A 17,709-nucleotide genomic window follows, 5' to 3' on the forward strand; every position below is an offset into this window, starting at 1 on the left:
ATGGTTGGCCCGCCAGCCGTCCGATCCTGCCGCACCTGTGACGGCCGGAACGTGTGGGGTGCGGGAGACGCCCCGCGCGTCCCGGCCGTCACAAGTGCGGCGGGGTCCGTCATGCGAAACGTTCACCGTGACCGGAATGCAACCTGAAAACTCCCCCACGCAGCAGAATGTGAGCGCTAACATCGGGCGAACCACTCGCGGAGGCAACTCGGCGAGGCTCGTGCACCCGGTGCCCCGGGTGCACGACGCGGGCCGGTCGGCGTGGACCGGTGCCGCATGCGCGTGCGTTTCTCGAGGAGGAGAAGCAGATGGTCAGCAAGAAGTTCAGGACACGGTCGATCGCGTCCGGGATCGCGGTGCTCGCCCTCGGGCTCGCGGCCTGCGCCGGTGGCGGCGACTCCGGTGATAGCGCAAGCGGCGACAGCAGCGGCGGCGGCGACGACGGCGGCAACATCTCGGTCGGCTTCAGCCAGGTCGGCTCGGAGAGCGGCTGGCGTGCCGCCAACACCAAGTCCATCAAGGACACGCTCACCGCTGACGCCGGGTTCGACCTGAGCTTCTCGGACGCGCAGCAGAAGCAGGAGAACCAGATCCAGGCGATCCGGTCCTACATCGCGCAGGGCGTCGACTACATCGCGTTCTCGCCCGTGGTCGAGTCCGGCTGGGACAGCGTGCTCGAGGAGGCCAAGGACGCCGGCATCCCCGTGGTCCTCACCGACCGTGCGGTCGACACGGAGGACAAGTCGCTCTACGTGACGTTCATCGGCTCGGACTTCATCGAGGAGGGCAAGCGCGTCGGCGAGTGGGTGTCCGACAACCTCGGCACCGAGCCCATCAACGTCGTCGAGCTGCAGGGCACCACGGGCTCGGCGCCGGCGATCGACCGCAAGGAAGGCTTCGCGGACGCCATCAAGGGCAACTCGAACATCAAGGTGATCGCCTCCGAGACGGGCAACTTCACGCGCGCCGAGGGCAAGACGGTCATGGAGGGCTTCCTGCAGGCCTACCCCGACATCGACGTGGTGTACGCGCACAACGACGACATGGGGCTCGGCGCCATCGAGGCGATCGAGGCGGCCGGCAAGGTTCCCGGCAAGGACATCAAGATCGTCAGCATCGACGGCGTCAAGGACGGCATGACGGCCCTGTCCGAGGGCAAGATCAGCTACATCGTCGAGTGCAACCCTCTGCTCGGCCCGGACCTGGCCAAGATCATCCAGACGCTGCACGACGGCGGGACCGTCGAGCCGCGGATCGTGACGCACGACGACGCGTTCGACCAGGCGGCGGCCATCGAGGCACTGCCCACCCGGCAGTACTGATCGACCCTGCCCCGGCTGCCCGGGGGACCTCCGCGTCCCCCGGGCAGCACAGCCCTGTCGGTACGGTGGGACCGGCGCGGACGAAAGGTCGACGATGACCGAGACAGCTCCTGTGACCCCGATCGTCGAGATGTCGGGGATCTCCATCACGTTCCCGGGCGTCAAGGCGCTCGATGCGGTCGACTTCCGACTGTTCCCCGGAGAGGTCCACGCCCTGATGGGCGAGAACGGGGCCGGGAAGTCGACCCTGATCAAGGCCCTCACCGGCGTGTACGCGATCGACTCCGGCCGCATCGTCGTCGGCGGCGAGGAGCGCACCTTCACGGGTCCCGCGCAGGCGCAGGCCGCGGGGATCAGCACCGTGTACCAAGAGGTCAACCTCTGCGACAACCTCTCCGTGGCGGAGAACATCATGCTCGGCCACGAGGTGCGTCGGGCGGGCATCGTGGACTGGCGGAAGACACGCCAGGCCGCCCGCGAGCACCTGCGCACCATGAACCTCGACATCGACCCCAAGTCGTCGCTGTCGGCCCACTCGCTCGCGGTGCAGCAGCTGGTCGCGATCTCGCGCGCCATGGTGGTCGATGCCCGCGTGCTGATCCTCGACGAGCCGACGAGCAGCCTCGACGCCGAGGAGGTCGCGCGGTTGTTCGACGTCGTGCGCCGCCTGCGCGACCGGGGCGTCGCGATCCTGTTCGTCTCCCACTTCCTCGACCAGGTGTACGCGATCAGCGACCGCATGACCGTGCTGCGCAACGGCGCGCTGGTGGGGGAGTACCGCACGGCGGAGCTGCCCCGCGTGGAGCTGGTGCAGAAGATGATCGGCCGGGCGCTCGAGGTGCTCGAGCAGCTGGAGGAGGCGCCCAAGCGGTCCGTCGCCGAGCGCGCTGAGACCACGCCGTACCTGCAGGCGATCGGCCTCGGTCGCAAGGGCTCCATCGAGCCGTTCGACCTCGACGTGTACTCGGGCGAGGTGGTCGGCCTGGCCGGCCTGCTCGGCTCGGGTCGGACCGAGCTCGCGCGCCTGCTCTACGGCGCCGACCGCGCCGACAAGGGGGAGATCCGGGTCGAGGGCCGGGCGACGAAGATGCGGACGCCGCGCTCGGCGCTGTCGCACTCGATCGTCTACTCGTCCGAGAGCCGCAAGACCGAGGGCATCGTCGGCGACCTCACCGTGCGCGAGAACATCGTGCTCGGCCTGCAGGCGGAGCGCGGCTGGCTGCGCCGGGTGTCGAAGCGGAAGTCCGACGAGGTCGTGGACCGGTACGTCGAGGCGCTCGGCATCCGCCCGGCCAACCCGGAGGCGATCGCGGGCAACCTGTCGGGCGGCAACCAGCAGAAGGTGCTGCTCGCCCGCTGGCTGGCCACCCAACCGAAGCTCCTGCTGCTCGACGAGCCCACGCGCGGCATCGACGTCGGCGCCAAGGCCGAGATCCAGCGGCTGGTCGCCGAGCTCGCGGCGCAGGGCATGGCGATCGTGTTCATCTCCGCGGAGCTGGAGGAGGTGCTGCGGCTCTCGCACCGCATCGCCGTCCTGCGCGACCGCCGGCTCGTCGCGCAGATCACGAACTCCGACGACGTCACCACCGACGACGTCGTGCAGCTGATCGCGAGCGGAGGGCAGAGCGAATGAGCACCGTCGGATCGATCACGCGCCACCGCCTGTTCTGGCCGGTCGTGGCGCTCGCCGTGCTGCTGGTCGCGTGCGTGCTGAGGTCGCACACGTTCCTCGACATCACGGTCCGCGACGGGCACCTGTACGGCGGCCCCATCGACATCGTGCGGCGCTCGAGCGTGCTGCTGCTCGTCGCGCTGGGCATGACCCTCGTCATCGCCACGCGCGGCATCGACCTCTCCGTCGGCGCCGTCATGGCGATCGCCGGGGCGATCGCGCTCACGCAGATCGCCGCGTCGCCCGACCCCGGTTCGGTGGCCACCGTCCTCAGCGCGATGGGCGTGGCGGTGCTGGTCTGCCTGGTCATCGGGGTGTGGAACGGCTTCCTCATCGCGGTCGTCGGCATCCAACCGATCATCGCGACGCTGATCCTCATGACGGCCGGCCGCGGCATCGCCATGCTCATCACGGGCGGGCAGATCACCACGGTCACCAGCGCGCCGTACAAGACGATCGCGAGCGGGTACTGGCTCGGGCTCCCGGTGGCCGCGCTGATCGCCGGGTTCTTCTTCGTCGCGACCGCCCTCATGACCCGGCGCACCGCCCTGGGCGTCCTCATCGAGTCGGTCGGCATCAACCCGTCGGCGTCACGCCTGGCCGGCGTCCGGTCCCGCACGATCATCTGGACCGTCTACGTCCTGTGCGCGTTCTTCGCCTGCATCGCCGGGTTCATCAAGAGCTCGGACATCATGGCGGCCGACGCCAACAACGCCGGGCTCTTCATCGAGCTCGACGCCATCCTCGCCGTGGTCATCGGCGGGACGTCGCTGGCCGGGGGCAAGTTCTCCCTGGGTGGCACGCTCGTGGGCACGCTCGTCATCACCACGCTGACCTTCTCGGTCACGATCCTCGGCGTCCCCGCCAACGCGGTCTCGCTGTTCAAGGCGCTCGTCGTCATCGCGGTCTGCCTGCTCCAGTCGCCGGTGGTCCGCTCCAAGATGCGGTCCCGCAGACGGGCGACCGCACCCGTACCCGTGGAGGTGCCGGCCTGATGGCGACCGACCAGATCACCACCACCCCGCTGCCGGCGGACGAGCCGACGCCGCTGCGCGCCCGGGTCCGCCGGTTCCGCATCGACGAGCGCTACCTGCCCGTCCTGGGCGCGGTCGTCGTCCTCGTCATCATGCTGGCCGTCGGCGGCTCGCTGTACGAGAACTTCCTCACCGGCCGCGTCATGGCCAACGTGCTCATCAACAACTCGTTCCTCGTCGTGCTCGCCGTCGGCATGACCTTCGTCATCCTCACCGGCGGCATCGACCTGTCCGTGGGCGCCGTCGTCGCCCTGTCCAGCTGCGTGGCCGCGTGGATGTTCACGCACGGCTACGGCGCCGCGGTGGCCATCCCGGCCGTGATCCTCGTCGGCACCGTCATCGGGCTGGTGGTCGGCGTGATGGTCCACGTGTTCGAGATCCAACCGTTCATCGCCACCCTGGCGGCGATGTTCCTCGCGCGCGGGCTCTGCTACATCGTCGCGCCCGAGTCCATCCCGATCACCGACCCGACGATCGTGTCCCTGGCCCGCACTCGCTGGGGCACCGACGACGGGCTGGTCATCACGCCCAGCGGCGTCATCGCGCTGGCCGTCGTGCTCGTCGCGTTCGTGACGCTGCACTACACGCGGTTCGGCCGGACGGTCTACGCGATCGGCGGCGGCGAGCAGTCCGCGCGGCTCATGGGCCTGCCCGTCGCGCGCACCAAGGTGCTGGTCTACGTCATCAGCGGCACGTGCGCCGGGCTCGGCGGCCTGCTCTTCGTGATCTTCTCGCGGTCCGGCTACGCGCTCACCGGTGTGGGCATGGAGCTCGACGCCATCGCCGCCGTGGTCATCGGCGGCACCCTGCTGACCGGCGGCAGCGGCTTCGTCCTCGGGTCCGTGCTCGGCGTGCTCGTGCTGGGGCTGATCCAGACGATCATCACGTTCCAGGGCACGCTGAGCTCGTGGTGGACCAAGATCTTCATCGGCGCGCTGCTGCTGATCTTCGTGATCCTGCAGCGCCTGCTGGCGATCCGGCGCCGCTGACGCTCGAGCTCGTGACTGCGCGTCGAGCTCGCCGGTCCAGACCGGCGAGGCGGGCGCGCAGTCACGAGCTCGTCGGCCGTCAGGGTCGGGCGGCGAAGCGCTCCAGCAGGTCCGCGTGGCCCGACACGATGATCAGGTCGTTGGCCGACAGCCGCGTGCTAGGCGTCGCGTAGGCGAAGTCGACGCCGGGGCTCTTCACGCCGATCACCGTCACGCCGTACCGCTCGCGGACCCTCGACTGCGCGAGCGTGAACCCCTGCGTCTCCTTGGGCGGACGCATCTTCACGATGGTGAACCCGTCCTCGACCTCGATGTAGTCGAGGAGCTTGCCGGAGACCAGGTGGGCCACGCGGGCGCCGGCGTCGGCCTCGGGGAGCACCACGTGGTGGGCGCCGATCCGCTGCAGGATGCGCGCGTGCTCGTTGCTGATGGCCTTGGCCCAGATCTGCTGGATGCCGATGTCGACGAGGTTGCCCGTGATCAGCACGGAGGCCTCGAGGTACGAGCCGACGCCGACGACCGCCACGGGGAACTCCCGCGCACCGAGCTGCTCGAGAGCCTCGGGGTTGGCGGCGTCCGCCTCGACCAGTGCGATCCGACCGGCCCACTGGGCCACGAGCTCGGGGTTGCGCTCGACGGCGAGCACGTCCTGCCCGAGACGGTCGAGGGTCGCGGCGATCGCCGACCCGAACCGGCCGAGCCCGATGACGAGCACGCCGGAGTCCTTCTTGGGCGTGCGCGGTGCGTTCTGCGTCCCCTTGATCGGGTCGCCAAACCTGTCAGCCAATGATCGGCCTCTCTTCCGGTAGCCGGATCACCCGACGACGGTTGCGCAGCGCGAGCGCGGCCGCAAGCGTCATCGTGCCGGTCCGGCCGATGAACATGAGCACAGTCAGCACGTACTTGGCGGGGTCGGGCAGGTGTGGGGTGATCCCGGTGGACAACCCGCACGTGGCGAACGCGGAGATGACCTCGAACAGGACCCGGTCCAGCGCGAAGTCGGTGATGGACAGCAGCAGCAGCGACGACACCAGCACGAGCGTCGCCGAGACGAGCGAGACGGCGATGGCCACCTGCAGCGCCTCGCGCGGGATGCGCCGGCCGAACGCCTCGACGTCCCGGTCGCCACGCCCCTCGGCCAGGATCGCGAGCAGCATGACGGCGAGCGTGGTGACCTTGATGCCGCCGGCCGTCGAGGCGGAGCCGCCGCCGACGAACATGAGCGCGTCCATGAGCAGCCACGTGCTCTCGTGCATCTGCCCGACGTCGACGGTGGAGAAGCCCCCGGACCGCGGCATGACGCCGGCGAAGAGCGAGGCCAGCGCGGTGGCGCTCGGTCCGAGCGGCGCGAAGGTCCCGGGGTTGGTCCACTCGAACGACGCCACGAGGATCGAGCCGGCGACGACGAGGGCGACGCTCGTGGTCACGGTGAGCTTCGAGTGCAGGCTCCATCGGCGCGCCTCGCGCAGGTGGCGCGCGACGTTGAGGATCACGGGGAAGCCGAGCGATCCGATGAAGACGCCGACGATGATCGGCAGGAGCACCCACCAGTCCGACACGAACGGCTCGAGGCCGTCGGGCGTCGGGACGAAGCCGGCGTTGTTGAACGCGGAGATGGCGTAGAACACCGAGTGCCACGCCGCCTCGCCCAGGTCCTCGTCGAACATGAGGAACCGCGGGAACAGGACGAGCGCGATGGCGAGCTCGAGCGACACCGACGTGATGATGACCGTGCGGATCAGCGACCCCACCTCGCCGAGGCGGGTCTCTTTGGTCTCCGACGAGACGAGCAGCTTCTGCGTGAGCCCGATCCGGCGGGAGACGGCCATGCCCAGCAGCGAGGCGAGCGTCATGACGCCGAGACCGCCGATCTGGATGGCGACCAGGATGACGACGAGCCCCCAGGCGGACCAGTACTCACCCGTCGGCACGACGACCAGGCCGGTCACGGTGCTGGCGGACGCGGCGGTGAACAGGGCGTCGACGAACGGGGCGCGGTGCCCGCTCGCCGTCGCCCACGGCGCCGAGAGGCCCAGCGTGACCAGGGCGATCACCAGGGCGAACACGCCGAGCGCGAGCCGAGCCGGGGACTGCCGCGCCGACCGGTCGACGAGCTCGCGCACCCGCCACGCCACGCCCGGGCCGCCCCGCGCCATCGCACCTCCCCGCTCCGGCCGGCGCCTGCCGGACGGGGCAACTCTGGCACGCGGGAGGCGTGCGGCTCGACCCGACAGGCGCCCGAGACCGGGTCGGCCCCAGTTCGACACGGCATCGGTCGGGTGCGACGGTGAGCGCATGACGTCGTCGGCACCCGTGCGCGTGGTCTGGTCGCGCGAGATGCTCGCGTACGACTTCGGCCACGGCCACCCCATGACGTCGGAGCGCCTCGACCTGACCATCCGGCTGGCCGAGGCGCTGGGGCTCTTCGAGGGCCCCGACGTCGAGCTGGTCGGCGCGCAGGTGGCGTCGGACGAGCTCCTGCAGACGGTGCACGACCCGGCGTACGTCGCGGCCGTGCGCCGCGCGTCCGCCGACGGGACGCCCGACGTGCCGCACGGCCTGGGCACCTCGGACGACCCCGTGTTCCCGCAGATGCACGAGGCGTCGGCGCTCGTGGTGCAGGGGTCGGTGGACTCGGCGCTCGCCGTCTGGGAGGGCCGCGCCGAGCACGCCGTGAACGTCACCGGCGGGCTGCACCACGCGATGCCGGCGGCGGCCTCGGGCTTCTGCGTCTACAACGACGCGGCGGTGGCCATCCGGGCGCTGCTCGAGGCCGGCGCGCGGCGGGTCGCGTACGTCGACGTCGACGCCCACCACGGCGACGGGGTGCAGGCGGTCTTCTGGGATGACCCCCGCGTGCTCACCGTGTCGTTGCACGAGACCGGGCAGGCGCTGTTCCCCGGGACGGGCCACGCACGGGAGACCGGCGGCCCCGGCGCCGAGGGCTCGGCCGTCAACGTGGCACTGCCGTCGGGCACCGGCGACGCGGGCTGGCTGCGCGCGCTCGACGCCGTGGTGCCGGCCGTCGTGCGCGCGTTCGACCCGGACGTGCTGGTCACGCAGCACGGCTGCGACACCCACGTGCTCGACCCCCTCACCCACCTCCGGGTCAGCGTGGACGGGCAGCGGGCGGCGGCGGTCCTGCTGCACGACCTGGCCCACGAGGTCGCCGACGGCCGCTGGCTCGCGCTCGGAGGTGGCGGGTACGCCGTCGTGGACGTCGTGCCCCGGGCGTGGACGCACCTGCTCGGCATCGCGACCCACCACCCGGTGGACCCCGCGACCGCGGTCCCCGACGACTGGCGCGCGCTGGTCCGCGAGCGCTACGGCCGGCTCGGCCCCGACCGGATGACCGACGGCCGCGACGCGCGGTTCAGCCCGTGGTCCGCCGGCTACGACCCGGCCGACGACGTCGACCGCGCGATCCGCGCCACGCGCGCCGCCGTGTTCCCCGCTCTGGGGCTGGACCCCGAGCTCGACTGACCCGCTGGGCCGGACGGGGGACGCCCCACGCGTCTCCTCTTTCCCACCCGTCCCACGCGCCACTAGGCTGGTCAGGCACCCGCAGCAGGGTGCGCGGGCCCGCCGCGCCGACGGGCGGATCGGAAGCAGCAGACGATGAGCGACCAGCCCGCTCGCACCAGGTACCTCACGGTCCTCGAGGTCGCGGACGTCATGCGCGTCTCCAAGATGACGGTGTACCGCCTGCTGCACTCCGGCGAGCTGCCCGGCGTCCGCGTCGGCCGATCCTTCCGGGTCCCGCAGGACGCGCTCGACCACTACCTGGCCACGTCGCCGGCCGTCGAGGCGCGCGAGCAGGACCGGCAGAGCTCCTGAGGGCTGGCGTGTCGTCGGGGACTGTGCCGATCGCGTAAGGTAGAGCCTCGGACTGTGAACGCGTGTGGGCGACTCGATCGCACTCGGTCTCTTTACGCGTCGATCGACCACCAGAACGGCCCGTCTGCCGGGTCTCCATCGGAAGCGAAGTGAGGACCCCATGGGCTCCGTCATCAAGAAGCGCCGCAAGCGGATGGCCAAGAAGAAGCACCGCAAGCTTCTTCGCAAGACGCGCCACCAGCGCCGCAACAAGAAGTGAGCCGCGGCGGCCGACAGGCCGCCTGCTCCGACGAACGGGTCCGGCAGCTGCCGGGCCCGTTCGTGCGTGAGGGCGAGCAGGACCGCTAGAGCGGCCGCTCCAGCACGTAGTCGTCCTCGACGCGCGTGCCGACGGTGAAGTGCTTGGTCCCGACGACGGCGAAGCCGGACCGCACGTAGAACGCCTGCGCGCGGGCGTTCTGCTGGTTGACGCCCAGCCAGATGCCCTGCGCCCCGCGGTCCCGCGCCACCTCCAGCGAGGCCGCCATCAGCGCGTTCGCGATGCCCGCGCCGTGGTGGTCCGGGTGCACGTAGCACTTGGACAGCTCGATGGTCGGTCGCAGGTGCAGTGCCGCGCGGACGTCGTCGTCGGCGGGCTCGCCGGCCACGAGCATGGTGTAGCCGACGAGCCCCTGGTCCTCGGCGACCAGGATCGTCCGGCTTGGATCCTCGAGGTACTCGGCGAACCGCTCGGTCGACAGCATGGTGTCGATGAACTCCTGCTGGTCCTGCGCCGTCGATCCGGGCGGGCAGGCGAGCGGGAACGTGAGCGCGGCCAGCGCGGCGAGCGCGTCGAGGTCGGCGGGCACGGCGGGGCGCACCGTGGACTCGATCGTGGTCACAAGACGTCCTTTCCGGTGCCGCGCCAGGTCCGCAGGGCGGCGCGGGCGATGAGCCCCGCGGCCCAGGCGGCGCCGGCGAGGCTGGCGACGGTGGTGCCGCGACGGGCGTTGCGGCGACGGTTGCGGAACTCGCGGACGGGCCAGCCCACCTCGGCCGCGTAGTGCCGCAGGCGCCGGTCGGGGTTGATGGCGCACGGGAAGCCGACCTCGGACAGGATCGCGACGTCGTTGGTGGAGTCGCCGTACGCGTACGACGACTCGAGGTCGATCCCTTCCCGCTCGGCGATGGCGCGCACGGCGTCGGCCTTCGCCTGCCCGTGCAGCATGTCGCCCACCAGGCGGCCGGTGTAGAAGCCGTCCCGGTGCTCGGCGATGGTGCCCAGCGCGCCCGTGGCGCCCAGCCGCCGCGCGATGAGCGACCCGATCTCGACGGGCGTCGCGGTCACCAGCCAGACGGAGTGACCGGCGGCGATGTGCTGGTCGAGCAGCCGCTGCGTGCCGGGGTAGATCCGCAGGCAGAGCACCTCGTCGTAGACGTCCTCGGCGATGGCCGTGACCTCGGCGACCGAGTGGCCCTCCATGATCGACAGGGCGCGGCTGCGCACCTCGTCGATCTGGTGCTTGTTCTCCCCGAACGTGAGGTACCGGAACTGGTGCAGGCCGAACTCGAGGAGGTCGCGCTTGCGGAAGAAGCCGCGCCGGTAGAGGCCCACGGCCAGGTGGAACGAGCTGGCACCCCGGATGATCGTGTTGTCGACGTCGAAGAACGCGCCGACCCCCGGACCGTCCGGACCGGCCCCCGGGTCCCGCAGCACGGGAGCGGGGGCGGCGGTGTTGCCGGACGCCTGACGCACCCGGTCACTGTAACGAGGCGCGGGCACCGGCACGGGCGAACGACGGCGACCGGTCGGTGAGAGCCTGGTGCCATGACGATGAACACGCGGGTGGTCCTCTACGGCCGGGCGGGCTGCCACCTGTGCGACGAGGCCCGCGAGGTGGTCCGCACCGTGTGCGCGGAGACGGGCGAGACGTGGACCGAGGTGGACATCGACGCCGGCGAGGTCGGCGGTCGGGACCTGGTCGACGAGCTGGGCGAGCTGGTGCCCGTGGTCGAGGTCGACGGCGTCCAGCAGGGCTACTGGCGGATCGACGCGGCGCGTCTGCGCCGAACCCTTACCGCGGCCGGGCCCCGACCCCTAGCCTGACCAGCAGGGCCCGGCCACCGGGTCCGACGGGGCGTCGCGGGAGTCGATGTGGACACGCAGCGAGCGGGATCCCGGGCGCGCGGCAGGGCGGCGGAGCCCGGTGCGACCGGGCGCGTCCGCGCGCGCGACGTGCCGCCGGCCACCGTCGCGCGGCTGCCCGGCTACCTGCGGGCGCTGCACGCGCTCACGGCGGACGGTGTGGTCACGACGTCGTCGGAGGAGCTGGCCGCGGGGGCGGGGGTGACCCCGGCGCAGCTGCGCAAGGACCTGTCGTTCCTCGGCTCGTACGGCCGGCGCGGGGTCGGCTACGAGGTCCTGCACCTGTCGGAGCAGATCGCGGTCGTGCTCGGGCTGACGACGCAGCGCCGGGTCGTCATCGTCGGCATCGGCAACCTCGGCCACGCGTTGGCCAGCTACTCGGTGTTCGCCGAGCGGGGGTTCGCGGTGGTGGGTCTGGTGGACGCCGATCCTGCGGTGGTGGGGACGTCGGTGGGCGGCCTGGTGGTGCAGCCCGCGTCGGCGCTCGCGGAGGTCGTCGGCACCCACGACGCGACGATCGGCATCATCGCGACCCCCGCGGCGCAGGCCCAGGACGTGTGCGACGCGCTCGTCGCGGCGGGCGTCGTCGGCATCCTCACCTTCGCCCCGCGGGCGCTGCGCGTGCCCGAGCACGTCGACCTGCGGGCCGTCGACGTGGCCTCCGAGCTGCAGATCCTGGCGTTCCACGACCGCCGGCGCACCGGGACCGGAGCCTGAGCATGCGAACGGCCGGGCCCGTGGCGGGCCCGGCCGTGCGTGGGGAGACGCTGGTGTCAGCCCTTGATGGTCGAGACGTCGAGCGCGATGACGACCTTGTCGGAGACCAGCACGCCACCGGCCTCGAGGGCCGCGTTCCAGGTCAGGCCGAAGTCCTTGCGGGAGATGGTCACGCTGGCCTCGAAGCCCGCCCGCGTGTTGCCGAAGGGGTCCACCGCGGTGCCGTTGAACTCGGTCTCGAGCTCGACGGGCTGCGTGACGCCGTGGATGGTCAGGTCGCCCGCGATGACGTAGTTCTTGCCGGCCTCGCGCACCTCGGTGGAGACGAACGTCCACTGGCCGAACTTCTCCACGTCGAAGAAGTCGCCGCTCTTGAGGTGGCCGTCGCGGTTGGCGTCACCGGTGGTGACGGTGGCCGGGTCGAGCGTGACGGACACCGAGGTGCTCGCCAGGTCCTCGCCGACGACGACGGTGCCCTCGGTGACCGCGACGGTGCCGCGGACCTTGGAGATGCCCGCGTGACGGACGGTGAAGGCGGCCTCGGTGTGCGAGGCGTCGACGGCCCAGGTGCCCGTGGTCAGGCCGGCGGGAAGAACGGTGGTTGCGGTGCTCATGGGAGATCCTCCGTGGTTGTTGAAACATCAACCAAACTGTTAGTTCAAAGTTGTACTACACTCGCACCAGACCCGCAACCCCAGACCCGAGGACGGAGGCCGCGTTGTGACCACTGACACACCCGCGACGGTGGAGTGGCTGACCGCCGAGCAGCAGGCCCACTGGCGCGCGTTCCGCGGCGGCGCGGCCCGCCTGTTCGCGGCGCTGGAGCACGAGCTCGAGCGCGACACCGGTCTGTCCACGCACGAGTACGAGGTGCTGGTGCGGCTCTCCGAGACCCCCGACCGCACGCTGCGGATGGCGCAGCTGGCGGACAACATCGCGCACTCCCGCAGCCGCCTCACGCACACGATCCGCCGCATGGAGGAGCGGGGCCTGGTCACCCGGGCCCCCTGTGTCGAGGACGCGCGCGGGGTGAACTGCGTCATGACCGAGAAGGGCTGGCAGGCCCTCGTGGCGGCCGCGCCCCTGCACGTGCAGTCGGTGCGCGACCACCTGGTCGACGTGCTCACCGACGAGCAGTTCGCGGCGCTCGGCGACGCCATGGAGGCCGTCCGCCTGCACCTCACGGGTGGCGCGTGTCACGTCGAGGGAGAGCTTCCCGCGTGCTGATCGCACAGGAGTGTTTGCGAGACTGAGCCCATGGTCGCGACCACGATCCACCTGATGCGGCACGGCGAGGTGCACAACCCCGCCGGCGTGCTCTACGGGCGCCTGCCCGGCTACCGGCTCTCCGAGCGGGGGCTGGCGATGGCGGACATGGTCGCCGCGCACCTCGCCGGCCCCGTGCGGCACGACGTCGTCGCCGTGGTGGCCTCGCCGCTGCAGCGCGCGCAGGAGACGGCCGGTCCGATCGCCGCCGCGTTCGACGTGCCGGTCGGCACCGACGAGCGGCTCATCGAGGCGGGCAACCACTTCGAGGGGCTCGCGTTCGGCGTCGGCGACGGGTCGCTGCGCCACCCGAGGCACTGGCCGTACCTGCGCAACCCGTTCCGGCCGTCCTGGGGCGAGCCGTACACGGAGCAGGTCGAGCGGATGCTCGCCGCCGTGGCCTCCGCCCGTGAGCTCGCCCGCGGCCACGAGGCCGTGCTGGTCAGTCACCAGCTCCCGGTCTGGGTGACGCGGCTGGCGCTCGAGGACCGGCACCTCTGGCACGACCCTCGCAAGCGGCAGTGCTCGGTCGCCTCGCTGACCAGCCTGCGCTACGAGGGCGACACCCTGGTGGGCATCGGCTACAGCGAGCCCGCCGGGTCGCTACTTCCGGGCGTCTCGTCCGTCGCGGGGGCCTGAGGTGCGTCGACGCGTTCTCGTGGGCGGTGCCGTCGCCCTGCTCCTCCTGGCCGGCTGCGCGCCCGGCAGCCAGGCCAACTCCGACGACGTCGCCGACCAGGGCTACCAGTCGGGCGACGGCAGCACGACCACCTGGGCCGTCGGGGACCGCAAGGGACCGCTCGAGCTGTCCGGCACCGACTTCGAGGGCACGGCGCAGGACGTCGCCGACTGGCGGGGCGACGTCGTCGTCCTCAACACCTGGTACGCCAACTGCCCGCCGTGCCGCGCCGAGGCGCCCGACCTCGCGGCGCTGGCCACCGACTACGCCGCCGACGGCGTGCAGGTGCTGGGCATCAACCGCACCGACGACGCCGGGACCGCGCAGGCGTTCGAGCGCCAGTTCTCCGTGCCGTACCCGAGCCTCGCGGACACCGACGGGACCGCCATCGCTGCCCTGCAGGGCACCGTGCCGGTGAACGCGGTGCCCACGACGGTCGTGCTCGACCGGTCGGGGAACGTGGCCGGCCGCATCCTCGGCCTGGCGGACCCGTCGACGCTGCGCTCGATGGTCGACGGGCTCCTGGCCGAGCCGGCCCCGACGCCGTGATGCTCGCGGACGCCGGCGACGCCTTCGGCCGGGCGGTGACCTCGGGCTCGCTGCTGCTGGCGATCCCCGTCGCGCTGGTCGCCGGGCTCGTGTCGTTCGCGTCGCCGTGCGTGCTGCCGCTGGTCCCGGCGTACGTCGGGTACCTGGGCGGCATGACCGGGAGCGCCGACCGCCTGGGCTCGCCGGCGGGCACCACGCTCGTCCGCACGGCCCCCGCGCGCAGCCGCGTGCTGCTCGGGGTCGGGCTGTTCGTCGCGGGCTTCACCGCCGTGTTCGTCGCGCTCGCCGCCCTCGCCGGGTCGCTGGGTGGCGTGCTCGTCGAGTACCAGGACCCGATCACCCGGGTGCTCGGCGTGGTCGTCATCGTGCTCGGCCTCGGGTTCCTGGGGCTCATCCCGTTCCTGCAGAACGAGAAGCGCGTCCACCTGGCGCCGCGCGCCGGCCTCTGGGGCGCGCCGCTGCTCGGCGTCACCTTCGGGCTCGGCTGGGTGCCGTGCATCGGCCCGACGCTCGCCGCGATCCTCACGCTGTCCCTCGACGGCGGCTCGGCCGGGCGCGGCGCCCTGCTCGCCGTCGCGTTCTGCGTCGGGCTGGGGCTGCCCTTCCTGCTCGTCGCGCTCGGCATCGAGAGCAGCACCGCGATGCTCGGCTTCCTGCGCCGGCACCGGCTCGCGATCATGCGCGTCGGCGGCGGGCTGCTGGTGGTCCTCGGCCTCGCCCTGGTCACCGGCGTCTGGGGCACCTGGTCGTCCTGGCTGCAGGGCGTCCTCGTCGGCGGCGACCCGTTCGTGCCGGTGGTGTGACATGAGCGTGCACCGCCCCGAGGGCCTCTCCGACGTCTTCATGGACCCGACCGAGGCGCCCGCCTCGCCGCCGCCGACCCTGCCGACGCTCGGGTTCGTCGGCTGGTCCCGCTGGGCCTGGCGGCAGCTGACCAGCATGCGGGTGGCGCTGCTGCTGCTCATGCTGCTGGCGGTCGCCGCCGTCCCCGGCACGGTGTGGCCGCAGCGCGCGCAGGACACCGCCAAGGTCGCGACGTATCTGACCGACCACCCGACCGTCGGGCCGTGGCTCGACCGGTTCGGGTTCTTCAACGTCTACTCGTCGGTCTGGTTCTCGGCGATCTACCTGCTGCTGTTCGTCTCGCTGGTCGGCTGCATCCTGCCGCGCACCAAGGTGCACCTCGCCGGTGTCCGCGGCCGCCCGCCGCGTGCGCCCCGCCGGTTCGGCCGGTTCCCGGCGCAGGGCTCCGGCGCCGCGTCCGTGCCGCCCGAGCGGGCTGCGCAGGATGCCGCGCATGTGCTGCGCGGCGGCTGGCGCTGGCTCCCGTTCGTCCCGACGTACCGCGTCGACACGCGTGACGAGGGCGGCTTCACGTGGTCGGTGTCGGGGGAGCGCGGCTACCTGCGCGAGACCGGCAACCTCGTCTTCCACCTCGCGCTCGTCGGGCTGCTCATCTCCGTGGCCACCGGGCAGGTGCTGCACTACCGCGGGCAGGCGATCGTGGTGCAGGGGCACGGGTTCGCCAACGCGCAGGTCGACTACGACACGTTCGAGCAGGGCACCGCCTACTCGCCGACGAGCCTGGTGCCGTTCACGCTGCGGCTCGACGACTTCGAGTCCCGCTTCGACCCGGACACCCTGCAGTCGCGCGACTTCACCGCGCACGTGACCCTGACCAACCCCGGCGAGTCCCCGGAGAAGAAGACCATCAAGGTCAACCACCCGCTCGACGCCGGCGGCGCCAAGGTCTACCTGCAGGGCAACGGCTACGCGCCGGACATCACCGTGCACGACGCCGCGGGCGAGGTCGCCTTCAGCGGTCCGACGCCGTTCCTGCCGCAGGACAACGTCTACACGTCGCGCGGCGTGCTCAAGGTCCCCGACGTCTCCGGCGACCAGGAGCAGATCGGCGTCGTCGGCTACCTGCTGCCCACGGCGCAGGAGGTCGGCGACGACCTCTACCGCTCCGTGGACCCCCAGCCGAACGAGCCCCTGCTCGTCCTGTCGGTCTGGCAGGGCAACCTCGGGCTCGACACCGGCGTGCCGCAGAACGTCTACCAGCTCGACGAGGCGCGGATGACGCAGGCCGTGGACGCCGACGGCAAGGCGATCACCCTGTACGTGCGACCCGGCGAGACCGTCGACCTGCCGAACGGCCTGGGCACGCTGACCTTCAACGACCTCCCGCGGTACGTCGCGCTCGACCTGCGCCACGACCCCGCGCTGCCGTTCGTGCTCGTCTTCGCGCTCCTGGCGTTCGCCGGGCTCGCCACCTCGCTGTTCGCGCCCCGTCGGCGCGTGTGGCTCCGGTTCGCGCCGGGCGCTCCCGACGGCGACGGCCGTACAGTGGTCACCGCGGCCGGCCTGGCGCGCGGCGACGACGTCGGGCTCCAGCCCGAGCTCGACCGGGTGCTCGCGGAGACGCTCGCCCGATCGCACGACAGACCCCCGGCCGCCCCCGGCGGCCACACCTCAGGAGAGGGCACGCCATGACCACCGGTGACCTGAGCACCTTGCTCGTCTGGGGTGCCGCGACCGCGTTCACCGTCGCGCTCGTCGCGTACAGCGTCGACCTCGCGCGCATCGTGGAGCACGCGCAGAAGCGCGTGCCCGAGGAGGTGCTCGTCGGGTCCGCGTCCACGCGCCCGGCCACCGCCGTCGGCGGGTCGGAGGACCAGCGCGCCCCCGGCCGCTCCGCGCGCGCCGAGGGCATCGCCCGGTCGACCACGCTGCTCGGCCTGGTGATGCTCTTCGCCGGCATCGTGCTGCGCGGCGTCGCCGCCGGTCGGTGGCCCACCGCCAACATGTACGAGTTCACGATCGTCGGCACGTTCGTCGCCGTGCTCGTCCTCACGCTCGTCCAGCGGCGCCGGGTCATCGCGTTCGTCGGCGTGCTCGTCATGGGCATGGCCGTGCTGGCCCTGGTGCTCGCGCTCAACGTGTTTTACATCCAGGCCGACCAGGTCCAGCCCGCGCTGCAGAGCTACTGGCTGATCCTGCACGTGGGCGTCGCCATCACCGCGACGGGCATCTTCACCGTCGCGTTCGCCGCGTCGGTGCTGCAGGTGCTGCGGAGCTACCGCGAGGAGGGTCTCGCCGTCTCCGACGCACCCGCGGTGGCCGTCGGCTCCGAAGGCCGCTCCGACGGGTTCCGACGGACCCTGGCCGGACCGCGGTTCGGCTGGCTCGAGCAGGTGCCCACGTCCCGCGAGCTCGAGGCCATGGCCTTCCGGCTCAACGCCATCGGCTTCGTCCTGTGGACGTTCACGCTCATCGGCGGCGCGATCTGGGCCGAGCACGCCTGGGGCCGCTACTGGGGCTGGGACCCCAAGGAGGTCGGCACGTTCGTCGCCTGGGTGACCTACGCCGCCTACCTGCACGCCCGCACCACCCGCGGCTGGAGCGGCCGCCGCGCCGCGTACTTCGTGTTCGTGGGCTACGCGGTCGTGCTCGCCAACTTCACGGTGGTCAACCTCGTCGTCTCGGGCAAGCACTCCTACTCGGGCATGTAGGCCT

At 71.9% G+C, this 17,709-nt stretch carries 20 protein-coding genes; 15 read left to right on the forward strand and 5 right to left on the reverse strand.

Annotation, left to right across the window (positions count from 1 at the left end):
* The first annotated feature begins 308 nt into the window (after nt 1-308).
* The 4 genes from AC1DQC_RS09270 (at nt 309) to yjfF (ending at nt 5,017) form a co-directional block, all read left to right on the forward strand.
* Complete coding sequence (locus tag AC1DQC_RS09270) at nt 309-1,322, forward strand: ABC transporter substrate-binding protein (protein WP_477050943.1); 1,014 nt, start codon at nt 309-311, stop codon at nt 1,320-1,322.
* A gap of 94 nt (nt 1,323-1,416) precedes the next feature.
* Nucleotides 1,417-2,955, forward strand: a complete 1,539-nt coding sequence (locus AC1DQC_RS09275) for a sugar ABC transporter ATP-binding protein (RefSeq protein ID WP_477050944.1) — start codon at nt 1,417-1,419, stop codon at nt 2,953-2,955.
* Complete coding sequence (locus AC1DQC_RS09280; protein ID WP_477050945.1) at nt 2,952-3,989, forward strand: ABC transporter permease; 1,038 nt, start codon at nt 2,952-2,954, stop codon at nt 3,987-3,989. The genes AC1DQC_RS09275 and AC1DQC_RS09280 overlap by 4 nt, the downstream gene beginning before the upstream one ends.
* Nucleotides 3,989-5,017 carry a galactofuranose ABC transporter, permease protein YjfF gene (gene yjfF / locus AC1DQC_RS09285; RefSeq protein ID WP_477050946.1) on the forward strand — a complete coding sequence of 343 codons (1,029 nt, stop codon included), beginning with the start codon at nt 3,989-3,991 and terminating at the stop codon, nt 5,015-5,017. Before AC1DQC_RS09280 ends, yjfF begins: the two co-directional genes overlap by 1 nt.
* A gap of 79 nt (nt 5,018-5,096) precedes the next feature.
* On the opposite strand, the gene AC1DQC_RS09290 is transcribed toward yjfF, so the two are convergent.
* Nucleotides 5,097-5,804 carry a potassium channel family protein gene (locus tag AC1DQC_RS09290; protein ID WP_477050947.1) on the reverse strand — a complete coding sequence of 236 codons (708 nt, stop codon included), beginning with the start codon at nt 5,802-5,804 and terminating at the stop codon, nt 5,097-5,099.
* Nucleotides 5,797-7,173 carry a TrkH family potassium uptake protein gene (locus tag AC1DQC_RS09295; RefSeq protein WP_477050948.1) on the reverse strand — a complete coding sequence of 459 codons (1,377 nt, stop codon included), beginning with the start codon at nt 7,171-7,173 and terminating at the stop codon, nt 5,797-5,799. The genes AC1DQC_RS09290 and AC1DQC_RS09295 overlap by 8 nt, the downstream gene beginning before the upstream one ends.
* Nucleotides 7,174-7,312: 139 nt before the next feature.
* Here AC1DQC_RS09295 and AC1DQC_RS09300 point away from each other — a divergent pair, with 139 nt between their 5' ends.
* The 3 genes from AC1DQC_RS09300 to AC1DQC_RS09310 all read left to right on the forward strand — a co-directional run bounded on the left by AC1DQC_RS09300 (nt 7,313) and on the right by AC1DQC_RS09310 (nt 9,113).
* Nucleotides 7,313-8,500, forward strand: a complete 1,188-nt coding sequence (locus AC1DQC_RS09300; protein WP_477050949.1) for an acetoin utilization protein AcuC — start codon at nt 7,313-7,315, stop codon at nt 8,498-8,500.
* Nucleotides 8,501-8,635: 135 nt separating this feature from the next.
* A complete protein-coding gene (locus AC1DQC_RS09305; RefSeq protein WP_477050950.1) occupies nt 8,636-8,854 on the forward strand; it encodes a helix-turn-helix domain-containing protein in 219 nt (72 codons plus the stop codon).
* Between the two features lie 160 nt (nt 8,855-9,014).
* Nucleotides 9,015-9,113 carry a 30S ribosomal protein bS22 gene (locus AC1DQC_RS09310; protein WP_003792170.1) on the forward strand — a complete coding sequence of 33 codons (99 nt, stop codon included), beginning with the start codon at nt 9,015-9,017 and terminating at the stop codon, nt 9,111-9,113.
* A gap of 85 nt (nt 9,114-9,198) precedes the next feature.
* Here the strand turns inward: AC1DQC_RS09310 and AC1DQC_RS09315 are convergent, their stop codons facing one another.
* Complete coding sequence (locus AC1DQC_RS09315; RefSeq protein WP_477050998.1) at nt 9,199-9,726, reverse strand: GNAT family N-acetyltransferase; 528 nt, start codon at nt 9,724-9,726, stop codon at nt 9,199-9,201.
* Nucleotides 9,727-9,731: 5 nt separating this feature from the next.
* Nucleotides 9,732-10,589, reverse strand: coding sequence for an HAD family hydrolase (locus AC1DQC_RS09320; protein ID WP_477050951.1), 858 nt, complete (start codon nt 10,587-10,589; stop codon nt 9,732-9,734).
* Between the two features lie 72 nt (nt 10,590-10,661).
* Between AC1DQC_RS09320 and AC1DQC_RS09325 the strand changes: the two genes are divergently transcribed.
* Nucleotides 10,662-10,940 (forward strand): glutaredoxin family protein, encoded by a 279-nt coding sequence (locus AC1DQC_RS09325; protein ID WP_477050952.1) that lies wholly within the window; start codon nt 10,662-10,664, stop codon nt 10,938-10,940.
* 48 nt (nt 10,941-10,988) lie between these two features.
* Entirely contained in the window at nt 10,989-11,696 is a 708-nt protein-coding gene (locus AC1DQC_RS09330) for a redox-sensing transcriptional repressor Rex (protein ID WP_477050953.1), read from the forward strand.
* Between the two features lie 56 nt (nt 11,697-11,752).
* Here the strand turns inward: AC1DQC_RS09330 and AC1DQC_RS09335 are convergent, their stop codons facing one another.
* Complete coding sequence (locus AC1DQC_RS09335; protein ID WP_477050954.1) at nt 11,753-12,310, reverse strand: YceI family protein; 558 nt, start codon at nt 12,308-12,310, stop codon at nt 11,753-11,755.
* 106 nt (nt 12,311-12,416) lie between these two features.
* Here AC1DQC_RS09335 and AC1DQC_RS09340 point away from each other — a divergent pair, with 106 nt between their 5' ends.
* From AC1DQC_RS09340 to ccsB, 6 genes are read left to right on the forward strand one after another with little or no spacing between them, the layout of a single operon-like run.
* Nucleotides 12,417-12,923 carry a MarR family winged helix-turn-helix transcriptional regulator gene (locus AC1DQC_RS09340; protein WP_477050955.1) on the forward strand — a complete coding sequence of 169 codons (507 nt, stop codon included), beginning with the start codon at nt 12,417-12,419 and terminating at the stop codon, nt 12,921-12,923.
* Between the two features lie 30 nt (nt 12,924-12,953).
* Nucleotides 12,954-13,601, forward strand: coding sequence for a histidine phosphatase family protein (locus AC1DQC_RS09345; RefSeq protein ID WP_477050956.1), 648 nt, complete (start codon nt 12,954-12,956; stop codon nt 13,599-13,601).
* A 1-nt stretch (nt 13,602) separates the two neighbouring features.
* A complete protein-coding gene (locus tag AC1DQC_RS09350) occupies nt 13,603-14,190 on the forward strand; it encodes a TlpA family protein disulfide reductase (RefSeq protein WP_477050957.1) in 588 nt (195 codons plus the stop codon).
* Nucleotides 14,190-14,993, forward strand: coding sequence for a cytochrome c biogenesis CcdA family protein (locus AC1DQC_RS09355; protein ID WP_477050958.1), 804 nt, complete (start codon nt 14,190-14,192; stop codon nt 14,991-14,993). Before AC1DQC_RS09350 ends, AC1DQC_RS09355 begins: the two co-directional genes overlap by 1 nt.
* 1 nt (nt 14,994) lies before the next feature.
* Nucleotides 14,995-16,686, forward strand: coding sequence for a cytochrome c biogenesis protein ResB (gene resB, locus AC1DQC_RS09360; protein ID WP_477050959.1), 1,692 nt, complete (start codon nt 14,995-14,997; stop codon nt 16,684-16,686).
* Nucleotides 16,683-17,705, forward strand: a complete 1,023-nt coding sequence (ccsB, locus tag AC1DQC_RS09365) for a c-type cytochrome biogenesis protein CcsB (RefSeq protein WP_477050960.1) — start codon at nt 16,683-16,685, stop codon at nt 17,703-17,705. The genes resB and ccsB overlap by 4 nt, the downstream gene beginning before the upstream one ends.
* Nucleotides 17,706-17,709: the final 4 nt, after the last annotated feature.

The organism is Cellulomonas sp. P4_H12, from assembly GCF_056400905.1.